Annotated in this window: 21 protein-coding genes; 10 read left to right on the forward strand and 11 right to left on the reverse strand. The window is 39.3% G+C overall.

The features are described from left to right. Positions 1–114: 114 nt before the first annotated feature. A complete protein-coding gene (locus EHO65_RS11240) occupies positions 115–1,047 on the forward strand; it encodes a DUF2167 domain-containing protein (protein ID WP_135774333.1) in 933 nt (310 codons plus the stop codon). Here EHO65_RS11240 and EHO65_RS11245 read toward each other — a convergent pair. Further along, complete coding sequence (locus tag EHO65_RS11245) at positions 1,044–2,081, reverse strand: 2-dehydropantoate 2-reductase (RefSeq protein WP_135774335.1); 1,038 nt, start codon at positions 2,079–2,081, stop codon at positions 1,044–1,046. The genes EHO65_RS11240 and EHO65_RS11245 overlap by 4 nt on opposite strands. A gap of 123 nt (positions 2,082–2,204) precedes the next feature. After that, positions 2,205–3,128, reverse strand: a complete 924-nt coding sequence (locus tag EHO65_RS11250) for a lipase family alpha/beta hydrolase (protein WP_135774337.1) — start codon at positions 3,126–3,128, stop codon at positions 2,205–2,207. Positions 3,129–3,790: 662 nt separating this feature from the next. On the opposite strand from EHO65_RS11250, the gene EHO65_RS11255 reads away from it, so the two are divergent. Beyond that, complete coding sequence (locus EHO65_RS11255) at positions 3,791–5,587, forward strand: N-acyl-D-amino-acid deacylase family protein (protein WP_135774339.1); 1,797 nt, start codon at positions 3,791–3,793, stop codon at positions 5,585–5,587. Between the two features lie 23 nt (positions 5,588–5,610). On the opposite strand, the gene EHO65_RS11260 is transcribed toward EHO65_RS11255, so the two are convergent. The 4 genes from EHO65_RS11260 to EHO65_RS11275 form a co-directional block, all read right to left on the reverse strand. Continuing rightward, positions 5,611–6,624, reverse strand: coding sequence for a zinc-dependent alcohol dehydrogenase family protein (locus tag EHO65_RS11260; protein WP_135774340.1), 1,014 nt, complete (start codon positions 6,622–6,624; stop codon positions 5,611–5,613). A 76-nt stretch (positions 6,625–6,700) separates the two neighbouring features. Beyond that, a complete protein-coding gene (gene ccrA, locus EHO65_RS11265) occupies positions 6,701–7,948 on the reverse strand; it encodes a crotonyl-CoA carboxylase/reductase (protein WP_135774342.1) in 1,248 nt (415 codons plus the stop codon). Positions 7,949–8,016: 68 nt separating this feature from the next. Continuing rightward, a complete protein-coding gene (locus EHO65_RS11270; protein ID WP_135774344.1) occupies positions 8,017–8,610 on the reverse strand; it encodes a TetR/AcrR family transcriptional regulator in 594 nt (197 codons plus the stop codon). A 231-nt stretch (positions 8,611–8,841) separates the two neighbouring features. Next, on the reverse strand, positions 8,842–9,483 hold the full coding sequence (locus EHO65_RS11275; protein ID WP_244243510.1) for a hypothetical protein: 642 nt from the start codon (positions 9,481–9,483) through the stop codon (positions 8,842–8,844). A gap of 200 nt (positions 9,484–9,683) precedes the next feature. Here EHO65_RS11275 and EHO65_RS11280 point away from each other — a divergent pair, with 200 nt between their 5' ends. Together EHO65_RS11280 and EHO65_RS11285 are read left to right on the forward strand one after the other, a co-directional pair. Next, positions 9,684–10,370 carry an OmpA/MotB family protein gene (locus EHO65_RS11280; protein WP_167482025.1) on the forward strand — a complete coding sequence of 229 codons (687 nt, stop codon included), beginning with the start codon at positions 9,684–9,686 and terminating at the stop codon, positions 10,368–10,370. Between the two features lie 97 nt (positions 10,371–10,467). Beyond that, a complete protein-coding gene (locus EHO65_RS11285; protein WP_135774350.1) occupies positions 10,468–12,114 on the forward strand; it encodes an ATP-binding cassette domain-containing protein in 1,647 nt (548 codons plus the stop codon). 40 nt (positions 12,115–12,154) lie between these two features. Here EHO65_RS11285 and rdgB read toward each other — a convergent pair whose 3' ends face one another. The 4 genes from rdgB to EHO65_RS11305 form a co-directional block, all read right to left on the reverse strand. Further along, positions 12,155–12,748 carry an RdgB/HAM1 family non-canonical purine NTP pyrophosphatase gene (gene rdgB / locus EHO65_RS11290; protein ID WP_135774352.1) on the reverse strand — a complete coding sequence of 198 codons (594 nt, stop codon included), beginning with the start codon at positions 12,746–12,748 and terminating at the stop codon, positions 12,155–12,157. Next, complete coding sequence (locus tag EHO65_RS11295) at positions 12,745–13,083, reverse strand: STAS domain-containing protein (protein ID WP_010514772.1); 339 nt, start codon at positions 13,081–13,083, stop codon at positions 12,745–12,747. The genes rdgB and EHO65_RS11295 overlap by 4 nt, the downstream gene beginning before the upstream one ends. A 195-nt stretch (positions 13,084–13,278) precedes the next feature. Then, on the reverse strand, positions 13,279–14,526 hold the full coding sequence (locus EHO65_RS11300) for an acyltransferase family protein (RefSeq protein ID WP_135774354.1): 1,248 nt from the start codon (positions 14,524–14,526) through the stop codon (positions 13,279–13,281). Beyond that, on the reverse strand, positions 14,523–16,022 hold the full coding sequence (locus tag EHO65_RS11305) for a hypothetical protein (protein WP_135774356.1): 1,500 nt from the start codon (positions 16,020–16,022) through the stop codon (positions 14,523–14,525). Before EHO65_RS11305 ends, EHO65_RS11300 begins: the two co-directional genes overlap by 4 nt. A gap of 244 nt (positions 16,023–16,266) precedes the next feature. On the opposite strand from EHO65_RS11305, the gene EHO65_RS11310 reads away from it, so the two are divergent. From EHO65_RS11310 to EHO65_RS11335, 6 genes are all read left to right on the forward strand, one after another. Next, complete coding sequence (locus tag EHO65_RS11310; RefSeq protein ID WP_135774358.1) at positions 16,267–19,404, forward strand: SpoIIE family protein phosphatase; 3,138 nt, start codon at positions 16,267–16,269, stop codon at positions 19,402–19,404. 164 nt (positions 19,405–19,568) lie between these two features. Next, positions 19,569–21,374, forward strand: coding sequence for an ATP-binding protein (locus EHO65_RS11315; protein ID WP_244243511.1), 1,806 nt, complete (start codon positions 19,569–19,571; stop codon positions 21,372–21,374). A 6-nt stretch (positions 21,375–21,380) separates the two neighbouring features. Next, the gene (locus tag EHO65_RS11320; protein ID WP_135774360.1) at positions 21,381–21,824 is read left to right on the forward strand and encodes a response regulator; all 444 of its coding nucleotides are present in this window, start codon (positions 21,381–21,383) and stop codon (positions 21,822–21,824) included. A 1-nt stretch (position 21,825) separates the two neighbouring features. Continuing rightward, the gene (lvrB, locus tag EHO65_RS11325; protein WP_135774362.1) at positions 21,826–22,959 is read left to right on the forward strand and encodes a hybrid histidine kinase/response regulator LvrB; all 1,134 of its coding nucleotides are present in this window, start codon (positions 21,826–21,828) and stop codon (positions 22,957–22,959) included. Positions 22,960–23,024: 65 nt separating this feature from the next. Beyond that, positions 23,025–23,375 carry a CsaA family protein gene (locus tag EHO65_RS11330; RefSeq protein ID WP_135774364.1) on the forward strand — a complete coding sequence of 117 codons (351 nt, stop codon included), beginning with the start codon at positions 23,025–23,027 and terminating at the stop codon, positions 23,373–23,375. Positions 23,376–23,526: 151 nt separating this feature from the next. After that, positions 23,527–24,759, forward strand: coding sequence for an esterase/lipase family protein (locus EHO65_RS11335; protein ID WP_135774366.1), 1,233 nt, complete (start codon positions 23,527–23,529; stop codon positions 24,757–24,759). A gap of 5 nt (positions 24,760–24,764) precedes the next feature. On the opposite strand, the gene EHO65_RS11340 is transcribed toward EHO65_RS11335, so the two are convergent. Next, positions 24,765–25,220: a DUF1801 domain-containing protein gene (locus EHO65_RS11340; RefSeq protein WP_208744054.1), complete on the reverse strand. Its 456-nt coding sequence runs from the start codon at positions 25,218–25,220 to the stop codon at positions 24,765–24,767. Between the last annotated feature and the right edge of the window lie 3 nt (positions 25,221–25,223).

Genomic DNA, 25,223 nt, shown 5'->3' on the forward strand with positions numbered 1-25,223 from the left:
GTATAACACCGTTCTTTTCAATATATTTTTTCCAATATAATCATTATTAGTTGTCCGAATTTCGTTCGGAACAGCATAGTATTTGTTACTCGAATTCAAACCCGGAGAGAATATATGATTCGTCGATTCTTGGCCTTTTTCTTTTTTACGGCCATCTTATGGAGTCTTCCTGTTTCTGCACAAACATTTGAAACAGATGAGGACTTATTGAAATGGGTTAAATCATTAAAGTATGAGACTAACCTAGTTCCTCTTTCAAATAAAGACGGAAAATTGATCGCAAATATCCAAGTCCCAAAAGGTTACAAATATCTGAATCCAAAAGATAGTAAAATCGTATTGGAAAATGTTTGGGGAAATCCTCCGAGCGATCCGGGACTCGGAATTTTATTTATCGCAAGCGAAACTCCTTTGGATTTGGGATCTTATGCGATCACTATTGATTATGTAGATGAGGGGCACGTAGATGATGAAGATTCCAAAGAAATCAAATACGACGAACTATTATCCGAACTAAAAGAAGCTTCAAAAGAAGAAAGTGAGCAAAGGAAAAAAGACGGATATTCCGGATTGGAACTAGTCGGTTGGGCTTCTGCTCCTTATTATGATTCTGCCGCTAAAAAATTACATTGGGCAAAAGAATATAAATTCGAAGGAACTGAAACAAATACTCTCAATTATAATATTCGAATTTTAGGAAGAAGCGGTTATCTTTTATTGAATGTACTCGGAGACATTACGGTTTTGAAAAGAGTAGAGGGAGATGTCGGCCGGATACTAAAGAGCGTTGAATTCTCCGAAGGAAATCGTTACGCAGATTACGATTCTAAAATAGACAGTTTAGCAGCGTATGGGATCGGAGGTCTGATCGCTGGAGGACTTCTGAAAAAAGCGGGATTGTTCGCAGTCATCGGTGGATTTCTATTAAAAGGAGCAAAATTACTGATCCCGGCTGCGATCGGTTTGTTCTATGCAGTCAGAAGATTTGTTTTCGGAAAAGGAAAACCGGAAGATACTGCTTCCGGACCGGGTGATAAAGAAACCTAAACAATTCCTAAAAGTTTAGAAAGCGTTTCGGCATCATATTGAGATTTGCCGGAACCGCTTTCTGCTTCTGAAATCAAAGAAGCGATCTTACGATTGATCGGTGCTTTATGACCGACCTCATCTGCTAAACTTATAATCTCTCCATTCAGATAAGAAATTTCAGTCGTTCTTCCATGATGTAGGTCTTCCCACATTGAGGATCTTGCTTCTGGATCAATTTTGACCATGGAAGAAGCCACTCTAAAAAATAGAAAATCCGGCAGACCTAAAATAATAGGTGCAAGCCAAGGGATCATTTTGCCTGCGCTTGCGGGTTGGATCCCGGAGATTTTGAGTATTTCCAAACCTTCCAAGATCATAGAAGCCAAAATTTTTCTGTAAGTCCTTTGGGATAATTCTTCTCTAAGAGGAACACCGGCGAGTGCGTTTAAACTATTATTCAAATTGAAAAGTAATTTTCCCCAAAGAACTCCCTCCATGTTTTTATGTACGATAGAAGGTAATCCTGCTTTTCTTAGGCATGCATGGATTTTATTCCCGAATTCGTTTGATTTAACTACGAGTTCTCCGCTTGTCCCTTGATGAAATTGTCCTTTCCCTTTTGCTACCACATTGAATGGAACCATACCTGGTAAGTTTCTGTCGTTTAACTCAGGTAATACGGAAGCTAGCTCTTTTGAGTTTCGGACCCCATTTTGAAAACTTACTACGATAATTTTAGATAATTCTTCCGGTGAAAAAAGAGAACGAATGGATTTTCCTGCTTCTATCGTATCTTTACTTTTGACTGTGATCAGAAATACGTTCGAATCTTTCGCTTCTTTTATATCAGTTACATAACGAACTTGGCTTGGGGCGAGGGTGAAAGAATTTCCCTTATAGTCGCTGATCCCTAAACCGAATAATTGGATCTCTTGTTTTAATCGTTCTCTGCCTACAAATACTACAGGATACCCTGCTTTTACCAAATATGATCCGACGTACGTTCCAATACTTCCGGAACCTATGATCGCAAATTTAGGGGAAAAACTCATAAGCGGAAAGAATGAAGAATATTAGAAAAATACCAACTAGAAAATCGATATTCTGCACTTAGATTTGGACATAAAAAAAGCCGGGAGATTAACCCCGGCTTTTTTCAGACTCAACGTTCGAAATTATTGGTTAGATTTCGCGTTGGAAGCCATTTTCAGGAAGTAACCTTCCACATCATACCAAGGTTTTCCGGAATTCAGAGTATTGGAGCACTGGATATGGTCTACACCAGTAACAAAAAGTCCGTAATCAGGTCCACCTTTGAATGTTCCCCATTTCAAAGAAGTGTAAGGAACGAGTCCGTCGCAAGTTCCACCTTGTCCGTTCAATAATCCACCAGCGATACATGCAGGTTGGATCAATCCCATTAGAGGGTGTTGGATTAGGTCAGGAATGGTGATGTAAGATCCGTAAGAGAAATACTTAACGGAAGAAGCATCAGGAGTGCGGCTATTGAAAGCTGCAGTTCCGCTTGTAGAAAGAGATCCTAAAGCAGCAAGAGCATCTTGTTGGCCTTGGCTCCAAATCAATTGAACGAAAACTCCAAGAACGGTGCTTACAAAAGGTTTAATCCAATCAGGCAATACAGTGTTAACGATATCAGCGATTGGGGATCCTCTGTGAGGAGTGTTCAAAGTGGTTAAAGTGGAAACTTTAGAAGAAAGTCCTAGGTTGGTAATAGCATAACGGCTATCCAATCCACCTTGAGAGTGGCCAAGAATATGCACTTTACTAAAGCCATTTGCAGCCATATAGACAAGGACCTTGTCCTTTAACTGAACACCACGGGTCTCATTAGATTGAGCCGCAGTTTTTGCAGGTGCATATACGGTAGCTCCTTGGGATTGAAGGTAAGTGTCCATTCCTCCCCAGTAGCTTAAAATACTAATAACGCCGGAAGAATCATTTCCCCAACCGAAAAGTCCGTGGGAAAGAACGATTGGATACGATCCAGCTAACGGTTTGGAGGAAGATCCTCCCCCTGAAGCGAACAACGTGCCGCTACACAGAAATAGGAGCAATAACGCTAGTCCTAATTTACGCATTTGAGTTTACCTCTTCACTATTCTCTTGCTGTCTATATGGTCTCAGATTGAGTTTCGCTTGGTTTTAACTTGTTCGCTTTTTTATCTGTATCACTCGGTACAAAACCGAGCTTTTGAAGATTAATTCCAGACTCAAAGCTGTCAAGATAAAACGTTCGAAAAAAGTGATGATAAAATAACGTTTGATATAGAACTAATTTCTTTATATAACGGTCGGTTTTTTATAAATATTCCTTTAGGGATGAGCTGAGGGTAGAAGCTCTTAAGGTGAAAAATTCCTATTTTCAAGCCCAACTAACGTGTTTTTGGGAGAAGCTGTATTGTTTTGGAAATTTTTTTCTGAAAGAGAGTTAAGTCGATAGGAATATTGTTGAGCATGTTCTAATTTAGGATGAGGAATTTTGCAGGGAACCTAAGAGAATATTCGGAGCTCTGCGATAATTCAGTAGATCGATACTTTTAGCGGTTGCATGGGCGAAGGTTCGTATATGCCCAACAATACCGAAGTAAGACAATAAATGATCGCATACATTGAACTTATCATTTTATTTTTTGTGAACATTAGTTCATCTATATTCTAAAAATTTGAAAAAGATTGACTGCGGATTATTATACACTTTCGTAGCGAAGCACTTCGAGATAGAATAAAGAAGAGGAATCATATGAAGTACGATGTTCTTATTAAAAATGGAAGAATATTCGATGGTGAAGGAAACGAATCCTTTGTTGGAGATGTAGCAGTTCTTGATGGTAAGATTGTAGAAATTTCTAAATCAATTCCAGGTGATGCAAAGAAGATATATGATGCGAAGGGACTTTGGGTTACTCCAGGATTTATAGATTTTCATACACATTATGATGCAGAGGTAGAAGCTTCTCCCGGGCTCAAAGAATCCGTGATGCATGGAGTAACTACCATCACAATGGGAAGTTGTTCTCTCAGTCTTTGTATCGGATCACCGGAAGATCTTGCCGACATGTTCAGTAGGGTAGAAGCGATCCCAAGAGAGCAGGTACTTCCTCTATTACAAAAAAAGAAAACTTGGAATTCAATGAAAGAATATGCGGATCATTTGAATTCTCTTCCATTGGGTCCGAATGTCTCTACGTTCTTAGGACATTCTGCTATCAGATCTTATTCTATGGGGTTAGAAAGATCTCTTTCTTATGGAGTGAAACCTACAGAACAAGAAATGCTTCAAATGGAAAAACTTTTGCAAGAAGCAATCGATTGTGGATACTTAGGGCTTTCTATCAATACTCTTACCTGGGATAAGATGGATGGAAGTCGTTTTAGAAGTAAACCCCTTCCTTCCACATTTGCAAAATGGTCCGAGATAAGCAGATTGAATCGAATCGTTCGAAGAGAAGGTCGGATTTTCCAGGGAGTGCCGAACGTTTCTACAAAGTACAATGTGTTGCTCTTCTTTAAGGAAAGTCTGGGGATTTTCAGAAAAAAACTAAAGACCACAATCATTTCTCTCATGGACCCAAGATCTAATCGTTCTATTTATAAGTTGGTCGCGTTTCTAACTCGAATTGTGAATACGATCTTGAAAGGAGATGTTCGTTTGCAGGCTGTCCCTGCCGTATTCGATCTTTACGCGGATGGAGTGGATGTAGTAGTCTTCGAGGAATTCGGTGCAGGGACCGCTGCTATACATTTAGCAGATCTTGCGGAACGCAGAAAACTCCTTCTTGATAAAGGATATAGAAAATGGTTCCGAAGACAATGGACGAATTGGTTCCTGCCTAGAGTGTTTCATCGAGACTTTAATGAATCCAAAATTGTAGAATGTCCAGACCAAAAACTGGTTGGTAGATCTTTCTCCGAATTAGCTAAAGAAAGAAAACAACATGTGGTCGAAACATTTTTGGATCTATGCGCGGAATATGGAAATGATATCCGTTGGTATACTGTTATCGGAAATGATCGTAAGGGTCCTTTAAAATATATAGTTAGTCATCCGGATGTGTTGATCGGGTTCTCTGATGCAGGTGCTCACTTAAGAGGAATGGCACATTATAATTTTCCATTACGTTTTTTGAAATTAGTAAGAGACGCGGAATTAGAGGAAAAACCTTTCCTTTCTGCGGAAAAAGCAGTCTGGAGAGTTACTGGAGAGATTGCAGATTGGTTTGGTCTGGATACAGGCAAATTGAAAGTCGGAGCCCAAGCTGACATCGTTCTTTTAAATCCAAACGGCTTGAACGAAAAGGTGGAAACCATCCAAGAAACTCCAATGCCTGAATTCGGTGGAATGGTCCGCTTGGTTCGCCGAAACGAAGAAGCGATCCGTGCAGTCTTGATTAACGGAAAGGTTGCCGTTGAGAACGGGACTGTTCTTCCTGAGATCGGAAAAGAAAACGGTTTCGGAAGATTTATGGCTTATAAAGAAAAAGATTATCTTTATAATTCTAAAAAGGAATCTAAACGATTGCCTGCTTCTGTAGCTTAGTCAGATTATAAAGGCGGAAGATATTAAGGAATTCGAACTACGATCTTTCCGAAATGTTTTCCGTCTTTAAGATACTCTAATGCATCTTTGAATTCGGAAAGTTCATAGACCTTATCTACTACAGGTTTCAGTTTCCATTCTTCAATTTTTTTGTTCATAGCAAGGAAACCTTCTCTATGACCAACTACGATCCCTTGGACTTTGATCTGGTTCATGACTAAAGGTAGAAGGTTCAAATCTTTAATTGCTCCGGCTAAAATCCCGATCAAATGGATTGTGCCGAACAGTTTTACTGCTTTAATGGATTGTTCTAAGGTTCCGGCTCCTCCTACTTCTACGATATGATCCACGCCTTCTCCGCCTGTAAGCTCTCTGATCTTTTCACCCCAAGAAGTAATATTTCTATAATTGATCAGATGGTCTGCGCCTAAGGATTTCCCTCTTTCCAGTTTTTCATCGGAAGAAGAAGTGAGATAGACTGTCGCTCCAATAGCTTTAGCAAATTGTAATGCGAATAAGGAGACTCCACCGGTTCCTTGTATAACTACTGATTCCCCTTTTTTGAGTTGGTTCTCTACAAAAAAAGAAGACCAAGCGGTAAGTCCTGCACAAGGGAGCGTGGCAGCTTCTTCGAAGCTAAGATGAGAAGGCATCGGAACCACGCCAGTAGCAGGAAGAATTGCATATTGTCTGAGTGTTCCGTCCAAAGGGCCGCCTAATGTGGTCCTGAGTTCTTTTTTGTTTGCGTGTCCAGATAACCAATAAGGTGCGAAGGTTGCGTTGATCTTGTCTCCTGCTTTGAATCCGGTGACATTCTCCCCGATATCTACAATTTCTCCTGAGCCGTCGCTACATGGAACCATTGGTACTGGAAAATTCGGATTATACTTTCCTTGGACAACAAGATAATCCCTGAAATTCAAAGAAGCCGCTCTGAAACGAACTAAAACTTCTCCAGGGCCTGGCTTACCTGGATCAGGTAAATCGACTAGGGAAAGATTTTCTTTTCCGAAGGAGGAGAGTTGTACGGCTTTCATGATCGTATTTTATGATTTTTAAATGGAGTAAAATAAGAAGGGCTCGGGTTTTAATCCCAAGCCCTTTTGTTTCAGGTTACTTTTTACCTAATCCGAGCTTGTCCGCTCCGACTAAGATACTCATGTTTCCTGCAGGGTGTTTGTTTTCTTTCATTAATTGGTGAGCTTGCGCTGTCTCTTCAAACTTGTAAGTATGAGAGAGTGCAGGGTCCACCTTCTTATCGATTACTAACTGGTTTAGACCGATAGCATTTTCGTCGTTTGCGAAGTGAGAACCTTGGAGACGTTTTTGGCGCATCCATAGATATCTTAAGTCAACAGTTGCGTTGTAACCGGTTGTTCCTGCACAGATAACTACCATTCCTCCAGTTTCACAAACGAATACTGAAGTAGGGATGGTGGTTTCACCTGGATGTTCGAATACGATCTTAGGATTGTTTCCTTTTCCAGCGATGTCCCAGATAGCCTTTCCGAATTCTCTGGCTTGTTTGGTCCATTCTACAAATACTTCAGGCTTATTGATATCAGAAGTGAGAGCGCCCCAATGTTTGAAGTTATTTCTATTAATCACTCCGGCAGCGCCTAAGTTTTTACAGAACTCGATCTTATCATCGGAAGATACTACTGCGATTGGAATTCCACCAGCAGCTTTAACGATCTGGATAGCCATGGCTCCAAGTCCACCAGCTCCTCCCCAGATCAATACCACGTCTCCCGGTTTTACATCGTTCGGTTTCCAGTGGTGAAGCATTCTGTATGCGGTTGCTCCAACGAGCATGTAAGCAGCTGCTTCTTCCCAAGAAAGATGTTTTGGTTTAGGAAGACATTGGTGGTCTTGGACTTTACAGAACTGTGCAAAGGAACCCCAGTTAGTTTCGTATGCCCAAATTAATTGGGAAGGCGCAAACATAGGATCTTTCCCTTCTTTGACCCAAGGATCGTTCTTATCCCAGATCCCGCAGTGTAGGACAACTTCGTCTCCCACTTTTACATTCTTAACTTCGGAACCTACTTTGTATACGATCCCGGATGCGTCTGAACCACCGATATGGAACTTTTCAGGTTCGCCTTTTTTGTTTCTCGCTCCGATCACATCGACCGGGAATCCGAGACCAGCCCATACGTTATTATAATTGATTCCGGCCGCCATAACTGCAACCAGCACTTCGTCAGGTTTAATTTCAGGAACGTCGATCTCTTCGTGTTGGATAGACTTGATTGGGTCTCCAAAACGCTCTGGTCGGATGACCTGTGCATGCATTTTCTTAGGGACCACTCCTAATGGAGGGAGTTGGCCGATTGGTACGATTTCAGGTGCGCTCATGGGGACCAGAAAACCTAACCGACCGAGGCTTACGAGAAAAAAAACAGTCTTAAACTTGGCTTTCGGGCCTAAGTAAGAAGGATATGATCGACCCTTTCTTCCAAACCTCTGACCCGATCCTCAAAAAATCGCTCTGAGGAAATCGAAAGTATCAAACTATGTAATAGATCCACGAGCAGAGAAAGTTTGAGTTCTGCATTTTTGGCTGGGGGATTACGATCTACGGCCGCATCTAGTAACTTTCTATACTGGGCCCCATAATGATTCGTATATTCTTGGACCAGATTTTCAGGCGCAGAATATACCAAACTAAACGGAAGCTTGGCTCTATCAGGAAACTGTCTCGCTATATCGCAAATTGCTTGGAAGACTGAGACAACTTCTTCTCTTAAACCTTTGTCTTTCACCACTCTGCTTCGGATATCGTTCAATATCATCAAATGAGTGGCGACCAACGCTTTTCTAAATAGGTTTTCTTTGGAATGGAAGTGATGGTAAATGCTAGGCTGCTCCAACCCGCATTCTCTGCTGATCTCTCTCAGAGAAGTTCCGTGGAAACCCTTGCGAGCGAAAGCTATCGCAGCGCCTTCTAAAATTCTCTCACGAGAATTTCTGAAAACTCCGTTTGTGGGGTAGACAGGGCTACCGTCCTTCTTTTTCACCGATCCGACCTCTTTTAGGAGGATTAATCCGGCGAATTTATTTTTTTGTCTGAAGATCGAAGAGATCTCGAAATCGCCGGAAGATCTATCCTTTAGGATAGAAATTTCACTATATTAGCGAAGATATAACAAACGCCAGAATTCCGCAATTCATTAACTTAATGGCATTAGTTATTTAAGTCAATCTTGCTTGAAAGTTAGTCTTATCCGATTGTAATGCAGTTTAGAGATTCAGAACTCTTTTTTAAAAACTTCGAAGTAGTTGTTCAACTCACTTGTACCCGGAAGCCTTCCTTCTGCCCCTGGTTGTTTTTTGCCAGGTGAACCTGGTTGGTTCAGGTTCTGATCTTTCTCTTCTCGCCCGAATGCTGCTGCAGGTGTGTATAATTGACTGCCGAATATCAATTCAAAGTTTGCAACGTTAGACTCTGATTCATCTAATCTGATCTCTACTAAGAAATGATTCTCTCCGAACCTGGCTTCCCATTCATATACGAAAGAAGGTTCTACAAATCCTGTAAACAAAGGAGATAATTTTCTATCTTCACTATCTGATTGGAAGATATGGACCATAACGGATTGGTCCGGATTTTCGTGAGCAAGGCCGACTCCTAACTTACGGACGATCTTTCTGTCCTTACCTTCCGGGAATTGGAGTTTGAAAGATACAGTGTTCCCTTTGAACACTGAACCTGTGAAATGGGATTTTCTATCTACTACGTATCCTCTGTCTTTTAGAGAAACCTTAACTTCTTCTACCAACTTCTTAAATGTAGGAGGTCCTCCTGCTATGGACTCTTTTGAGTTGGCTGGCGGATTTGCCGGAGAAGTTTGAGCGTATAGGCCGGACTGGATCATTAAGAATAAAAACAAAATTAAGGGAAAGAATCCTAGTCGGGGAAGTTCTAATAAAAAAGATCGCATGATTACTAACAGACTAACTCGGATCGTACATTCTCGCCAGATTTTTTCGAAAATAATTCAGAAAATCGAAGAGAATCCCTCGTGAAAAGTGGGAAAAAAACGATAAATTAATTATGCGCCCTGTTCTAAGTAAAAAACTCGGAGGAATCATGAAAAGGAATCTGGGTATTCTTACCTTAGTCTTTGTTTCTATTTCCATTCTGTCCAATTGTGTTTCTCAATCTAAGTACGACGCCTTACAGGCAATGTACGACGAGAAAGCTAGAGATCTTTCCAATTTGGAAAAGGATAAGTCTTCTCTCCAAAGATCCGTAGAAGATATGAAAAGGATCCAAGAAGAAACGGAAAGAAGGATCGCCGATTACAGAAGCTTATTAGAAAGTTTTAAAGGAATGATCGATTCCGGAAAACTTAAGATCCGGATCGTAGATGGAAGAATGGTGGTTATACTTTCTTCCGATATATTATTCCCTCCAGGTTCTGCGAGTTTATCATCCAAAGGAATCGATGCAATTAAGGAAGTCACTGGAATTCTATCTTCTCTTCATGGAAGAAGATTCCAAGTAGAAGGTCATACGGACGACGTGCCCACCGGTATCAAAGGATATTCTAACTGGGAACTTGCATCTGCAAGAGCTTTGACTGTATTGCATACTATGGTGAAATCCGGAATGCCTGAAGAAAGGATCAGTGCAGCTTCCATGGGATCTTCTCGCCCTTCTGTCCCGAATACAAGCGTTGAGAATAGAACCGCGAATCGAAGGATAGAAATTGTTATCGTTCCGGACTTATCTAATCTACCAGGTATTGAAGAATTGCGTAAATTGAGCGAATAGACCAGGGCTAGGATTCGCTTGGCGAATTACAGCACCCTATAAACTATGGTCCTATCCCCTCTTTTTATAAAATTCCCTCGGTCTTTAGGTAGGTTGTATGATCAGCGTTTCGGGTTTATCTCTGAATTTCGGAAAGAAAATTCTTTTTGAAAACGTTACTGTTAAGTTTAAGGAAAACTGCAGATACGGTCTGATCGGAGCCAACGGTTCCGGTAAATCCACTTTTATGAAAATCCTTGCAGGAATGGAACAAGCTGCCGCAGGTTCCGTTGCCATCGACGTAGGAGTCAAAGTAGGTTACTTAAAACAGGACCATTACGAATACGAAAACGAAACAGTATTGAATACTGTGATGATGGGGAATAAGGAACTTTGGACAATCGCCAAAGAAAGAGACGAAATTTATTCCAAACCTGAAATGTCCGATGAGGACGGGATCCGAGTTTCCGAACTAGAGGAAGCTTTCGGAGAGATGGGTGGTTACGAAGCGGAAAGTGTTGCCGGAGAATTATTGGAAGGTTTAGGAATCCCCACAAACATCCATAGTCAGACACTTTCTTTTTTAACAGGCGGATTTAAACTTAGGGTATTACTCGCTCAGGTTCTATTCCAAAAACCTGATGTTTTACTTTTGGACGAGCCTACTAACCACTTGGATATCAAGACGATTCATTGGTTGGAATCTTTCTTATTGAACTATAAGGGAGTTGTTATTGTTATCTCCCACGACCGTCACTTTATCAACTCTGTTGCTTCTCATATTTGCGACTTAGATTATCAAACGATGACTGTTTATCCTGGAAACTACGACGAGTATATGGAAGCTTCTCAAGCTGCCAGAGAAAGAGCTCAATCTGATAATAAAAGATCAAAAGAAAAAATTGCAGAATTACAAGAGTTCGTAAGCAGATTCAGCGCTAACGCTGCAAAATCCAAACAGGCAACTTCACGTCAGAAGATGATCGAGAAGATCAAAGACAATATGACGGAGATCAGGCCTTCTTCCAGATTATTCCCTTATATCGTTTTCAAAATGAAACGAGTTCTCGGAAAGGATGTGATCCTTGCGGACAATATCACAAAAGCCTACGAAGATCGAGTGATCTATAAGGATTTTACGATCAATATCACTAAAGGTGAGAAGATCGCGATCATCGGAACCAACGGTGTCGGAAAAACGACTCTCTTAAAAACTCTGATGAAACAAATCGAGCCGGATTCAGGTAGTGTAGCATTTGGGGATTCTGTTGAGGCGTCTATTTTCCCTCAAGATCATAGAGAAGGGATCGGAGAAGATGCAGATTCCATTATAGAATGGTTATATAGATATGCTCCTCCGGGAACTGAGATGGAAGAGATCCGAGCTGTTTTGGGAAGAATGCTTTTTAGCGGGGACATGGCTAAAAAACCTACTCAAGTTCTTTCCGGAGGAGAAAAGTCTAGGATTATTTTAGGAAAGATGATCATGGCCCAGGATAATCTCCTGGCTTTGGATGAACCTACAAACCACTTGGATTTGGAATCTATCGAATCCTTGAACTACGCACTCACTAAATTTGAAGGAACGATCCTATTCGTTTCTCATGACAGGGAATTCATAAGTTCGATTGCAACCAGAGTTCTGGAAGTTACCACAGAAGGTATCCGAGACTTCAAAGGAACTTACGAAGATTTCTTAGAAAGAGAAGGCCAGGAATTTTACAAACGCCTGGCAGGTGGACCTGTTCTTACAGAAGCGGAATAAGATCGCTTATATTTATACAAAAGTTTCATTCGAAACATATTCAGTTTTGTGAATATGTTTTCAGATATTTTACTAACTCCTCCAATGCATGTTTTCGATGAGAAACTGAATTCTTTTTTTCATCCGAGACTTGGGAAAAATGAGCGGAGAAGGGCGGGTAATAAAAAATAGGATCGTATCCGAATCCATTTCCGCTGGTATCATAAATATCAGAGATGAGTCCAGGGCATTCTCCTTCGAAAGTAAATTCTCCTTCCGAAGAGACTAACGCAATCACGCATACGTATTTTGCGTTGCGATTCTTTTCCCCTTTCATTTTTTCCAAGAGAAGTCTTGCTCTTCCTTCGTCGTCTAAACCTTCTCCGCCGAAACGAGCTGAATAGACTCCAGGTTCTCCCCCTAAAGCTTCTACACAGATTCCTGAATCGTCTGCTAAGGAAGGAAGTTTAGAAAGAGAGTATAATTCCCTGGCTTTGAGAAGTGCGTTCTCAGTAAAAGTTTTACCAGTTTCTTCCGGACCGAAATCGATCCCTAACTCCTTCGGGGTGGATAATGTGAACCCTAAAGGAGAAAGGATGGCTCGAATTTCGCGAACTTTATGAGAATTGTTGGAAGCTAAAGAAAGGGATTTCAATTTCCCAATTTGAACTCGTCAAAAGCATCTTCAATTGTAGGAAGAACTTTGAACACTTTGTCCAACATTGTGATCTCGAATAGTTGGAGAAGATCGTCGTCGTTCACTACGATGATGATGTCTCCTTCTGCGGAGTTGAACTTTTTTTTGTAGGAGACTAGGATCCCTAATGCAGTTGAGCAAATATGACTCACCTCTGTAAGATCGATTATGATCTTAGGAGAAGGTTCGAAATTATGGTCGCTCAGATTGCGGTCCAGTTCCTCGCTGTCGGATTGCAGAATGGATCCGGAAATTTTGATGATGTGGATGTCGCCTTGAACCGTTATTTCCATGTGGGTAACGAACCTTGTGTGCATATTCGATTTTTTTATAGCAAGCAAAAAACGCCCTTTCACGAACTTCTTTGCTCTCTTCTTCCCCAATAATTTTGGAAAAAGAAAGGAATGGGCGCTTTTTCGGGACATTCTCCCGAAAAAGCTTCGTTTATGTCCCTATTAGTTGAGCTGTATCAAGTCCGTGTTTTGATTTTAGGACTGTGAGACCTTCTGCAATTGCTCGCTGAAAACTTGAGAAGTCATCTTGACTTTGTACTTTGCGATCAATTTATCTTTGAGGATCGCAAACGGTTTTTCAGTGACCAAATGATAGAAATACGCAAAGAAGAAAACTGCAAGCCCGACTGGAATGGTATAGAGCAAGAATTCGTGCTGCTCTAATTTTTTATCCGCAAAAAGTAATCTTCTGGAAAGAGGTGTCATCACAACGATATGGATGATATAAGCACAGTAAGATAATTTTGCAAAAGGAGAGAAACCTTTCCAAGAAAGGAATTTTCCGATCGGGTCTCCTTTTCGCATGGAGAGAATAAAAATCCCGATCCACAATAATGCAAAACTTGGGAACCGAATAATCTGATGAAATCCCATTTTGAATTCATCCACTAATGCAGTATATGTAAAGAGTCCGATCCAAAGTCCCGCATGTAAATAATTCGCCCAAGGTCCTAATTGAAGTGCCTTCTCGACCCATGATTTATGGAAATTGAATATATATGCGAATATGATCCCGTATAAAACCGAATCTATATGTCCGTGGAACGGGTAATAGATATTAGCATTGTATAGATCTACACTTTGAGAACCGGTCGTCTTTAGGACTATGGTATACATAAAGATTGCACGATAGATCAAAGGGATAGAGGTAAGAATAATTAAAAATCCTAATCTAAAACGTTTCGGAACATATCTAAAAATAACTAAAAGAAAGATTGGGAAAGCGATATAGAATTGTTCTTCTAAAGAGAGAGACCAACCGTGAAACATGGTTCCCTTAAAATAATCGGAAAGATAGAGAAAGTCGAACCAGATCTTACTTTTGGCTGCTTCGATTTGGATAGCAAATTCAGGAGGAGTGCTTTTTAGAATAATCGGGATAAATATGAAATATTGCAATATTAGAAAAATATAAAACGGAGGAAATATCCTTAAGGAACGTTTTAAATAGAAAAACTTCCAGTTAATTGTGCCCTTAGATTCCAATTCTGCAAACAGAGGGCTTGCGATCAGAAATCCGCTCAATGGGAAGAATAGATCTAAACAAACAGATCCATTATTTAAGAAGTTTCTTAAGTATGGGTCTATATCCGGAATAAAGGTATAAACAGTCCGGTACATATGCCCGTAGATCAGCATAAAAAAACCCAAGGTTCTTGCCCCGTTAAAAGGTGCGATTTCCCTTTCGTCAGGTCTAAAAATTCCCAGGAAATATTCTTTCATTCAATGATCCTTACTATAGTGGATTTATAATGAAAAGAGTTCTTATTTAGAATTTGAAACTCTTCACTTTCTTTTTCTGGCGTTTCTAATGTGATTGTAATTGCCGGTTCCGAGTCGAGACATCGGAAAGATTTCGGAACTAAAAAATGCCATTCTTCATTTAAGCAGGAATTATATCCTTCTCTGGTTAATTTTAGGAGAATTCCTAAACTAAGATCCCCTTGTCCGAAATCTTTAGGATCAGATTTCCAACGAATTCTGTATTTATTCTCTTTTTGAGGAGATATCGAGGTTACGAATTTTTCAGGCCTATCATCATATTCAAACTCCGTATTTTTCCCATATATGGCAATGCAGAGAAATATTATAGAAATGAAATATATTTGGAAGTTTCTGGCATCCGGAAATTCTAATTTGGATAAAATGATCTTTAGATTTAAATAATAGAGAAGTCCTGCCAAAATATAGGTGAACCAATAGATATGGGAGATCTGCCCACCCTTCATCTTGAACGCACCAAATAACGTAATGAAGAACGCCCAGATCAGGATTTTGAGCAAAGATCTATCGAATTCTTGTAATTTATTCTTCCAGAAACTTGGAATTCCGAACAATATACCTACAATTAAAAGTGCGGGGACCTGTTTAGGAATACTAAGTGGAAAAATGTAATAAGACAAAACATATTGTAATGTAGGACCTAATTTATGAAAGGTAGAATTTTTAAGCGCTAGCCCTATTATCTTACTTAAGTTTCCCGGAGAGTTGGTGAATTGTTCTATAAGCGGAGGGATCCAGCAGATGATCGTGAATGTTGCCGCAAGAAGAATGTTTAATCCAAACTCTTTTGTTTTGTACTGAGAGAGTCCTTTGTTCTTATAAAAATAAAAACATCCGACTGCAAACATCGGAACGATAAAGGAAATCCCTACAATCTGATTTTGAACAATGATATTCGCACAAACTACAACCCAGAAAAAATTTCGGATAGAACCTTGCGAGAAATCGGTTAAAGAGAGGATCAACACTAAGGTAGGTAAAAGAACTACACCGGGGCCCCAGATATTTGAAAAAGCATTCGGTAGAAGTGGAGTTAAGCCTAAGACCAACGAAGTAAATAATAGAACTAGAGATCTGTTTTCCTCTAATTTTGTATGAAGAATTCTTAATCCTATCAGAAGGAAAAAAAGATTATAAAGAATGATCCCAATTGAGTGGGCTCCGTGAGGAGATTTCACGAAGAAAAATATTTTTTCTGCAAGAGCCAGATAATAGAATACTATAGGCCCTGGATGATTTACTAAAAAGCGGGAGTATGCTCCTAAACTTTCCTCCAATTTTCCCGCTTTCCAGATCTGGAGAGCGTTTGCGGCATAATCTCCGGTTTCTTGGTATGGTTGGCTAAAGAATCCAGGATTTGCTAATAGATATGCTAGGCAGAATACGATCGGGAAAAGTAGATATAGTGGAAGTTTTTTTATAGAAGATGTTTGCATGAATCGGAGAAGAGTAGGTTGGCCGATATTTCCAGTAAGCTTCTCTTTTTCGCTTCCTAGGTCAAGTAGATTCCTTTTTAGAACGTGCTTTATGCAAAGAAGGAGAGCTTATAAAGAACCTTAAATAATTTATGTTGGAATTCCGACAAATCTAAGAAGTCCTATAAAATTTTGGAAATAAATTACGCTTGATCCGAGTCGGATCGTTACTCTAAGCTTCCGGGACGCTTTTCTGCACTAATCAATGGATCCGTTATTTTTTAACTTTTACTCTTTCGGTTCGATCTTAATCGTTCTGTACTTTCTGTATGCCGGTTTCTTCTTTCTTACGATTAAAGAGAGAAGTATGGCCGCCTTTCATTTGGGAATCTGTGCTTTAACCACAGTTTTCCATAATATAGGATATTTCTGGGGATTTATCTCATTCGAAGAAAGTACAATCCATCATAGGATCATTGCTGTTGCAGGACCATTAATGAGTTTTACTCAATTAGTCGGGTTCTTTATCTATTTCCCTGAGCCAAGAAAGAAAGGTATCTTGCCTGGTTTGATCTTCTATTGGCTTCTTTATTTAGGAGTATTATTAGTCACAGGATATTATGTTTATATTAGCTGGGATGCCCCTCGATCTTTCGTGCCAGGTAGTCACTATTGGGATTATGAGGTCCATGTATTTTACAGTTATTTTATATATGTAATTTTATTCTACGAAGTAAGTTATCTAGTGATCGGTATTTGGAAGGCGATCATAGAAACAGGAAAAGAGAGAAGGTCCGTAATTTATATTCTTCTTAGCTACGCTGTGATCACGGTAGTTCCGGGAATTTTAAACGCACTCAGTCGGAACGGAACCGTTGCACGAGCAACGTATCAACAATCCTTTAACCTGGGAATGGTAACTGGAATGTTCCTGATCATGATCGTGTATGTCAACGCTACTAAAGAAAGAACTACGATCTTAAATCGTATTATTGGAATTTCTTTAGCTACATTCTTCGTATGTTATCAATTAGTAGGTTATTCAATCCTGAACGGATATGAAAGGACCTACGATGATATGAAAAGAAGAGATAGTTCCATTGCTGTTCAGGAGCAAAAAGATCCGCAAGGCCTCGCATATATAGTTTCCTTTGATCCGGAAAAAAATGAGTTTCGACCGGAAAGAGGGAATAAAGACCCTAGATTCAAAAAGGAAGATGAGTTAGAAGTTCGCTTTTTTAGAGAAAAACAAAAAATCTCCAATTTAGGGAGTTTGCCTGCAGGGGAAAGATTGGAAAGAACGGAGAATATCCTGGAAACTTCTCCGAATGATTTTAAAGCTTACGCCGCCGGAATCCGTGCATTTCTGAAATCGAAGAATAATGAAACGGTAAAAGATTCAGATATAGAAGATTATTTCCGAGGTATATACGGAAAACTGAATATTATAAGAAATAAATACTCGAGGCTTCCTGATCGTAAAAAACAAAAATCGATCGAAGGGTTGCTTGTTTCGGCTGATATTGGATTGTCCGAAACCTTGGCCTATGTGAAACAATCCGCAATTACAGCGGTAAATTCAGATAAATCTTCAGAGCAGGTCTCAAAGATCGTGCTTAATTCTCTGGCCCCAATTCATTTCGCAGGAGAGAGGATTTATAGAGGCACCAGAGTTTATTCTACTTCCGACCCTAAACCTGTAATGTATTTATCTTATTATTTTGTTCCGAATACGAACGGAAAAATTTATGAGGTAGGATTCGAATATAAGGATTATAGAACATTCCATCATGATCCAAGTTTTATTTTAGTAGCCTCCATGGTTTTGACATTCTTCGTGATCGTAATTGGATTTAGATTCTTCTTCCAAAATGCGATCGTAGTTCCTATGGATGAAGTAGTCGTTGGACTAACCGAAGTAAATTCAGGAAATTTAGATTATAGACTTACTCCACGTGTTGAGGACGAGATCGGATTTATCGCCAGGTCTTTCAATAAAATGGCGAGAAGTATCCAAGCAGCCAGAAAAAGACTCGAGCAATATGCTGATGAACTAGAAGAAAAGGTAAAAGATAGAACCAAAGAATTAGAAAAAACTTTGGAGGAAGTAAATGAGCTCAAGCAGCAACAGGATGGAGATTACTTCCTTACTTCACTTTTGATCAAACCTTTAGGTGCAAATAAAGCAGCATCAGAAAATGTTAAAGTAGACTTTCTAATAGAGCAAAAGAAAAAATTCAGCTTCAGAAGATTTAATGATGAGATTGGTGGGGATATGAATATCTCAAACCAGATCACACTCAGAGGACAACGTTATATAGTATTCTTAAATGCTGATGCAATGGGAAAATCCATGCAAGGAGCAGGGGGTGCTTTAGTTTTAGGGGCGGTATGCGAATCCATCATTGAGAGGACTCGGATCGTAGAATCCATGAAGGAACAGTCTCCCGAACGATGGCTGAAAAACGCATTTATAGAATTACATAAGGTATTCGAAAGTTTCGAAGGTTCTATGCTTGTTTCCTCGGTGATCGGGCTGATAGATGAAAATTCAGGAACATTATATTATATTAATGCAGAACATCCTTGGACTGTTCTGTATCGAGACGGAAAAGCAGGCTTTATAGAACAAGATCTTATGTTCAGAAAATTGGGAACTACTGGAATGGATGGAAAAATTTCAGTAAAAACATTCCAATTATTGCCTGGCGATGTGATTATTGCGGGCTCAGACGGAAGGGATGATATTCTCATCGGAAATGATGAAGAAGGCGCAAGGATCATAAACGACGATGAAAAACTTTTTCTGAGACTAATTGAAGAAGGAAAAGGAGAACTTTCTAATATATACGGCTCGATACAACAAGTTGGTTCATTGACCGATGACTTATCTTTAGTCCGGATTTCCTTCAAAGAAGAAGGTGGAATTGAAAGGATTAGAGAGAAGGAGAAGATCCGGCAACTTCTTCGGAAAGCAAAAGAGAAATCGCAAGATAAGAATATTAAGGAAGCATTATCTTTATTAGAAGAGGCGGACTCACTAGACAATCGTCTACCTGAGGTAAAAAAAGGATTACTTAAGTATCATATTCGATTAAAGAATTATTCCAAGGCCGCACAATTTGCAGAAGAATATTTGAATATTCGTCCAGTGGACAAAGAAATACTATTTATTGCTTCTTATGTAGCGAGAAGAGCAAGGCAATTCCAAAAAGCTCAAGATTTCGGCGAAAGGTTACTCTTGAGAGAACCTGATCATGTTAGAAATTTAATCAATTTGACTAGGATCTCAATCGCTTTAAGAAATTATGAAAGAGCAAAATACCTTTTGAGAGAAGCTCAAAGAATAGAGCCGGAAAATTCTCAGGTTCTGAAGATCAGACAAGCCTTAGATAAAATTTAAATCTTTCGATCTAATGTGACTTAATCAAGAGGTTAGAGGTCGTAATCGGTTTAGGAAATTAATTTTGTCCAAACTGTGTAAATATCTTGCAAAATGAGGTCAAAAAATTTAAAATACGCGGATCAAACATGAAACAAAATTAAAAGATTAGAAACTTTTAATCTATGTTTTTCCTTATCATGCTTTCATATGATTCTAAACTAAGATTCGGAGTTGTTGGGATAGGTTTTTTAGGCCTATTGATCGGCGTTTCTTCTTGGATCAGCAATAGGAATCTAACTCAATCCAAAGATTGGGAATCTCATACTTTCAGTGTTCTTTCTCGATTGGAAAGTTTAGCTTCTTCCGTAAAAGAAAGTAAGATCCGTTTTTTACTCTTTTTAGCCTCCGGAAAAAAAGAGGACCTGGAATATTATAAAACTGAAAAACAGAATCTTTTCTTCAAAATGGGTGAACTGAAATATATCACCAGGGATAATACTCTCCAACAGGCGAGCCTTTTAGAATTAGAAAAATTACTTACTAAAAAGGAAGAATTGGTCCAGAAGATAGGCCATTTTACTTTCAAGAACAAAGAAACTAATACTGAAAACGCAATATTAGAGAATGAGATTGATCGCCTAATTGAGAAACTCAAAGAAAAAGAGGTCTCACTTCTTTCCGAAAGAGTTCACGATTCTAAAATCAAAGAGAAGATTACCGATTGGATCCTGTTCCTATCTATCTCCTTTAATATATTGATCTTAGCGGTACTTTATAGATTCTTAAAGAAAGAATCAGATCGTAGAATAGAAGCAGAAAACGTTCTTTTTGAGAAAAATAACCTTCTGGAACATACACTTTCCGAAAAGGAAGAGTCTTATAAGGAAATATTAATGATCAAGTCCGCCTTGGACTGCGCTTCTAGCAATATTATGATTGCGGATAACGATCTGAATGTGGTCTACACAAACCGTTCCGTCGTGAATATGTTCCAAGCTGCAAAGGAGAATATTCGTAACGAGTATCCGGATTTTTCTCCTGAGGCATTGCTTGGATCTTGTATAGATTCCTTTCATTCTCATCCGGAAAAACAAAGATATATACTTTCTACATTTACCAATACTTATAAAAGTTCCATTTCAATCGGCGGGAGACAATTCAATTTGAGTGCGGATCCTGTGATCGGTTCTTCCGGAGAAAGACTCGGGAGTGTAGTGGAATGGCTGGATGTAACCGAAAGAAATCTAAGAGAATTCCAGATCAACCAACTGAACCAAGATCTCGAAGAGAATATTCGAAAATTAGAATATGCAAATCGGGAGTTGGAAGCATTTAGTTATTCCGTTTCTCATGATTTACGAGCTCCTATCCGAGGAATAGACGGATTTACCAAGATCATGTTGGAAGATTATTCCGCAGTTTTGGAGCCGGAACCTCTTAGGCTTTTGAATGTGATCGCTACCAATTCCAAATTTATGGGGCAATTGATAGATGACCTGTTGGCATTCTACCGTGTGTCTAAACTGGAGCCGAAATCGGATTCTATAAATATGAAACATATGGTTTCCGATTCGATAGAGATCATCAATCAGGAATACGGGTCCAGAAGCCCGATCGTGGAAATTTCAGAACTCCCTCCCGTAAAGGGGGATGCTTCTATGCTAAAGCAGGTTTGGTTGAATCTGATCTCAAACGCATACAAGTATTCATCCAAATCGCAAAATCCTTTTGTTGAGATAGGTTTTTTAAATGGAGAAGGAAACCGAACATTCTTCGTAAAAGATAATGGAGTCGGTTTTGATGATCAATATTCTCATAAACTTTTCAAGGTATTCCAAAGATTACATTCCAACGAGGAATTCACAGGGACAGGAATCGGACTTGCGATCGTAGATAGGATCGTTCAAAGACATGGCGGAAAAGTTTGGGCAGAGGGAAAGATGGGACAAGGTGCCACATTTTATTTTACAATACCGAGCAAGGACTAGAGAAAAATGAATCAATCGGGAAACTATGATATACTTTATGCGGAGGATAATCCGAACGATGCAGAACTTACTTTGAGGGGTTTCAGAAAAAATAATTTAGTAAATCAAGTCTTTCATGTCAAAGATGGAGAGGAAGCTCTAGAATTCTTGTTTTGCAGAGGGAGATACGAAGGCAGAGAGTCGGGCGGAAAACCTTTATTCATATTATTAGATCTAAAAATGCCAAAAGTGGACGGTCTCGAGGTGCTAAGAGAGATTAAGTCCGACGAAAAATTAAGAACGGTCCCTGTAGTAATGTTAACCTCTTCCGCAGAAGAGAAAGATATAGTAGAAAGTTATAAACTAGGCGTAAACAGTTATATAATTAAACCTGTTGAATTTGAAAAGTTAATCATAACAGTATCTGAAATTGGACAATATTGGTGTATATTAAATAAATCGGTGCATTAACATGAAGACGCTAAAGTTCCTTTTTTTAGAAGATTCTTCTACCGATCTAGAGCTTATCCAAAGGGAATTGAAAAGGGGAGGAGTAGAGTATATTCCTGTCCATGTTCAAGATAGAGATGAATACCTAAAGGCAATCGAAGACGAGAAGCCTGATTTTATTTTTTCGGACTACTCACTTCCTAATTTTGATGGATTATCGGCATTAACCATCGCCAAAGAACAATGTCCTAGTACTCCTTTTATATTCGTTTCAGGAACATATGGAGAAGACGCAGCTATCCAAACTCTGACTAGAGGAGCAACTGATTACGTTCTAAAAGACAGATTAGTTAAACTTGTTCCCGCTTTAAGAAGAGCGATTCGAGAAATAGAAGAACATAAGGCTTTAAGAAGAGCAGAACAAGAGAAGTTCGAAATAGAAGAACAACTCAGACAAAGTCAGAAAGTAGAAGCGATGGGATTTTTGGCGGGAGCAATGGCCCATGAGATCAATAATCCTATCATGGCGATCATTGACTATGCACAGTTAATCTCTAAAGGAGAAATGGATATAGATAAGGCCCAAAAGATCGCTTCTAAGATCAAACAAGAAGGGGAAAGAATTTCCGTAATGGTAAAAGATTTATTAAGATTTGCCAGACAGGAAAAAGGAACCTTCGAGCCCGTAAGCGTTTTTGCTTTAATATCCAAGACACGTTCTATTGCAGAGCAGAGATTAAAGATGAGCCGTATCCAATTGGATTTGGACGTGCACACTAATCTTCCTTCCGTAATGTGTAAGGAGGGACAAATACTCCAGGTCCTTTTAAATCTAATTAATAACGGAATAGATGCATTAAACCAACGTTATCCGGAATACGATGAGAACAAAAGAATGACCATCTCCGCAAAACCGGAAGAAATTGGTGGTAAACCTTGGGTAAGGATCACTGTAGAAGATTTGGGTTCAGGGATTCCTCAGGAAATCGGTAAATCCATCTTTAATACATTCTTTACTACTAAAGGAGTAGATAAGGGAACTGGGCTCGGACTTTCTGTTAGCCTTGGTATAGTGAAAGAGCATGGAGGTTTTCTTTCCTTCGAAAGTTCTGCCAATGAATACACCAGATTTTTCCTAGATTTGCCCGCAGTCTAACAGTGATTTTTGGACCTTCTTTGTAATTTTTTTGTCAAATAATTATCTACGAATGGTTATACTAGATGATGGAATCGACTGAATATACAAACTTAGTTTCGGAAAAACCTTTTGCCGATCTAGACTTAAGAGTCGGTAAAGTAATTGGTTTTGAATTACTTCTCGATCATGGGGAAAAAGCTTACAGATTGATCTTGGATTTCGGTGAGAATATAGGAGTCCGTAAATCAAGTGAGCCTATACTTTCTCTTGGAGAAGAAAAAGATTTCTTGGGCAAACAAACACTTTGTGTGATGGACTATCCCTCTGCTCATATTGCAAGAATGAGAGCCCAAGCTTTATTCTTAGGCTTTGTAGAAGAAGAGGAAGAGTTCAGTAAAACTGACGCGATCAGCTTCGTCCAGCTAGCCTGTTAATCAAATCTTAAATATTCAGGAGCCGTTCTGGCTTCTGAATATATGATTTCGCCTATCTTTCCCCTTGACGGCCCGCAGTTTTTACGTATAGTGAGGCGGCGCTTTACAGTTAAGAATCTAAAATATGCCATACAAACCAACAGAACCCAGCATGAAGTTGGGAAAATTCGCAGTTTCATTCGCAAGAGATACTTCTCTCGGTGTATTATCGGGAGTTAAATCTGCACTCACAGGTTCATTCGAATGGTGTGCGAAAAGTTTATCCCAAATTTCGGAAACACCTACAGTAAACGGAACCAGACTTGGAGAATTTCTGAAGGATGCAGGAAGATCTTTGGGGGAAGCAGGAAGTAAAACGGAAGAAGGTTTATCTAAAGCGTTCGAATCTACTGCACAAGCAATGCATACCGCATTAGAAGCATTGAGTGATACGGAATCTTTAATACAAAGAAAGGTATTCGAGAATATTTCCGTTTCTAGCGTAGTGGGAGAATCTTTTGCAGGAATGATCACTACTTCCGAGATCCAAGCATCTTTTCGTTTAGATGGAAAAGATGTAAGTCCAGAAGATGTATTGGCAGATTGGAAAAAATCCGGATCTAAAAAACCGATCCTCTGTGTCCCTGGCCTATTTTGTGACGAAGGGCTTTGGATTAAAAATGGAGAACCATCTTTCTCCGAAATTCTGATTAAAGAAAATTATTATCCTTTTTATCTTAGATTCAATCCTGGAGCTCATATTTCGGAGAACGGATCCAAACTTCTGGAATTAGTAAGAAAGGTTCTGGAAGATCCTGAACTAAAGAATAAAAAATTAGATGTGGTCTCATATAGTCAAGGTGGTCTTGTTTTTAGAAGCGCTCTTTATTCTTCTAAAAAAGAAGGAAATCCGCTTTCTTCTAATATTCAAAAAGTATTATTTATAAGTTCTCCGGACGGAGGATCCTATATTGAAAAAGTAGGATTCTGGTTGGGTCTTGGAGCTGAGGCTTTACCTGTGTTTCCTGTACAGTTAGTCGGTTATATAGGAAACCAAAGAAGTGAAGCAATGAAGGATCTTTCTCACGGAATTATTCGAGAAGAAGATTGGAAAGAAGGAACACATCTAGGTAGATACGGAAAAGATAAATATTTCGGAGAGCTGGACGATGTGGATGCTTACCAAATCTACAGTTTTGTTTCGGAAGAAGAGGGTGATTGGTCTTCTTGGATCGGAGACGGCATTGTAGAAAAACCAAGTCTTACTTTGTTTAGCGATTCTGTCTTTCGTAAGAAGCCCAATCCTGAAACTAGAGTTAAGATCTTAAAAGGTTTATCTCATTATCAGATCATGCCTTCTCCTGAGTTGAGAGAATATTTCTTAAAGATCTTCCTAGGAAAGTAAGGCTTTTATTTTACCCAACCCTTCTTTTTATAATCTTCGTATCCTAATTTTAAGGCGTCTTTGATTTGAGAGAGAAGGAGCGGGTCGTTCTTCTTTATATAAAAACAACTTTTACCTTTTAAACATTTCAGAAGTTCTTGTGGTAAGATTTTTTTTAATCCGGGCTCAGAATACACAGGCATAAAATAAAATCCCACATATCCTTTTTGAACGAGTGCGCCTGCGAAATAAACTTCGGGCTTTTTTTTGCCGTTTACTTCGATTTCCATCTCGCTAACCAAACCGTATTGGCCTTTAGAATCTCCCCATTCTTTAAGAGTTCCCTTTATATACGGTTTCATCAGCTTCTTAATCTCATTAAAAATCGGAACTAGTTCAGGTTGTCCCGGAGATTTGTCTTCATATTTGATCCCTCGTTTAGGGGAAGAGTTTGTCCTTGTGGACTTCTTCTTGGCTGGCATGTT

Origin of the sequence: Leptospira andrefontaineae, assembly GCF_004770105.1 — a bacterium.
Taxonomy (GTDB): Bacteria; Spirochaetota; Leptospiria; order Leptospirales; family Leptospiraceae; genus Leptospira_B; species Leptospira_B andrefontaineae.

Bases quoted from the DNA above. Each gene is read 5' to 3' on its own strand.
- EHO65_RS11250 (WP_135774337.1), bottom strand. From the start codon at position 3,128: ATGCGTAAATTAGGACTAGCGTTATTGCTCCTATTTCTGTGTAGCGGC.
- ccrA (WP_135774342.1), bottom strand. From the start codon at position 7,948: ATGAGCGCACCTGAAATCGTACCAATCGGCCAACTCCCTCCATTAGGA.
- EHO65_RS11340 (WP_208744054.1), bottom strand. From the start codon at position 25,220: ATGCCAGCCAAGAAGAAGTCCACAAGGACAAACTCTTCCCCTAAACGA.
- EHO65_RS11305 (WP_135774356.1), bottom strand. From the start codon at position 16,022: ATGCAAACATCTTCTATAAAAAAACTTCCACTATATCTACTTTTCCCG.
- EHO65_RS11245 (WP_135774335.1), bottom strand. From the start codon at position 2,081: ATGAGTTTTTCCCCTAAATTTGCGATCATAGGTTCCGGAAGTATTGGA.
- EHO65_RS11240 (WP_135774333.1), top strand. From the start codon at position 115: ATGATTCGTCGATTCTTGGCCTTTTTCTTTTTTACGGCCATCTTATGG.
- EHO65_RS11310 (WP_135774358.1), top strand. From the start codon at position 16,267: ATGGATCCGTTATTTTTTAACTTTTACTCTTTCGGTTCGATCTTAATC.
- lvrB (WP_135774362.1), top strand. From the start codon at position 21,826: ATGAAGACGCTAAAGTTCCTTTTTTTAGAAGATTCTTCTACCGATCTA.
- EHO65_RS11295 (WP_010514772.1), bottom strand. From the start codon at position 13,083: ATGGAAATAACGGTTCAAGGCGACATCCACATCATCAAAATTTCCGGA.
- EHO65_RS11330 (WP_135774364.1), top strand. From the start codon at position 23,025: ATGATGGAATCGACTGAATATACAAACTTAGTTTCGGAAAAACCTTTT.
- EHO65_RS11255 (WP_135774339.1), top strand. From the start codon at position 3,791: ATGAAGTACGATGTTCTTATTAAAAATGGAAGAATATTCGATGGTGAA.
- EHO65_RS11315 (WP_244243511.1), top strand. From the start codon at position 19,569: ATGTTTTTCCTTATCATGCTTTCATATGATTCTAAACTAAGATTCGGA.
- EHO65_RS11300 (WP_135774354.1), bottom strand. From the start codon at position 14,526: ATGAAAGAATATTTCCTGGGAATTTTTAGACCTGACGAAAGGGAAATC.
- EHO65_RS11260 (WP_135774340.1), bottom strand. From the start codon at position 6,624: ATGAAAGCCGTACAACTCTCCTCCTTCGGAAAAGAAAATCTTTCCCTA.
- EHO65_RS11320 (WP_135774360.1), top strand. From the start codon at position 21,381: ATGAATCAATCGGGAAACTATGATATACTTTATGCGGAGGATAATCCG.
- EHO65_RS11280 (WP_167482025.1), top strand. From the start codon at position 9,684: ATGAAAAGGAATCTGGGTATTCTTACCTTAGTCTTTGTTTCTATTTCC.
- EHO65_RS11285 (WP_135774350.1), top strand. From the start codon at position 10,468: ATGATCAGCGTTTCGGGTTTATCTCTGAATTTCGGAAAGAAAATTCTT.
- EHO65_RS11335 (WP_135774366.1), top strand. From the start codon at position 23,527: ATGAAGTTGGGAAAATTCGCAGTTTCATTCGCAAGAGATACTTCTCTC.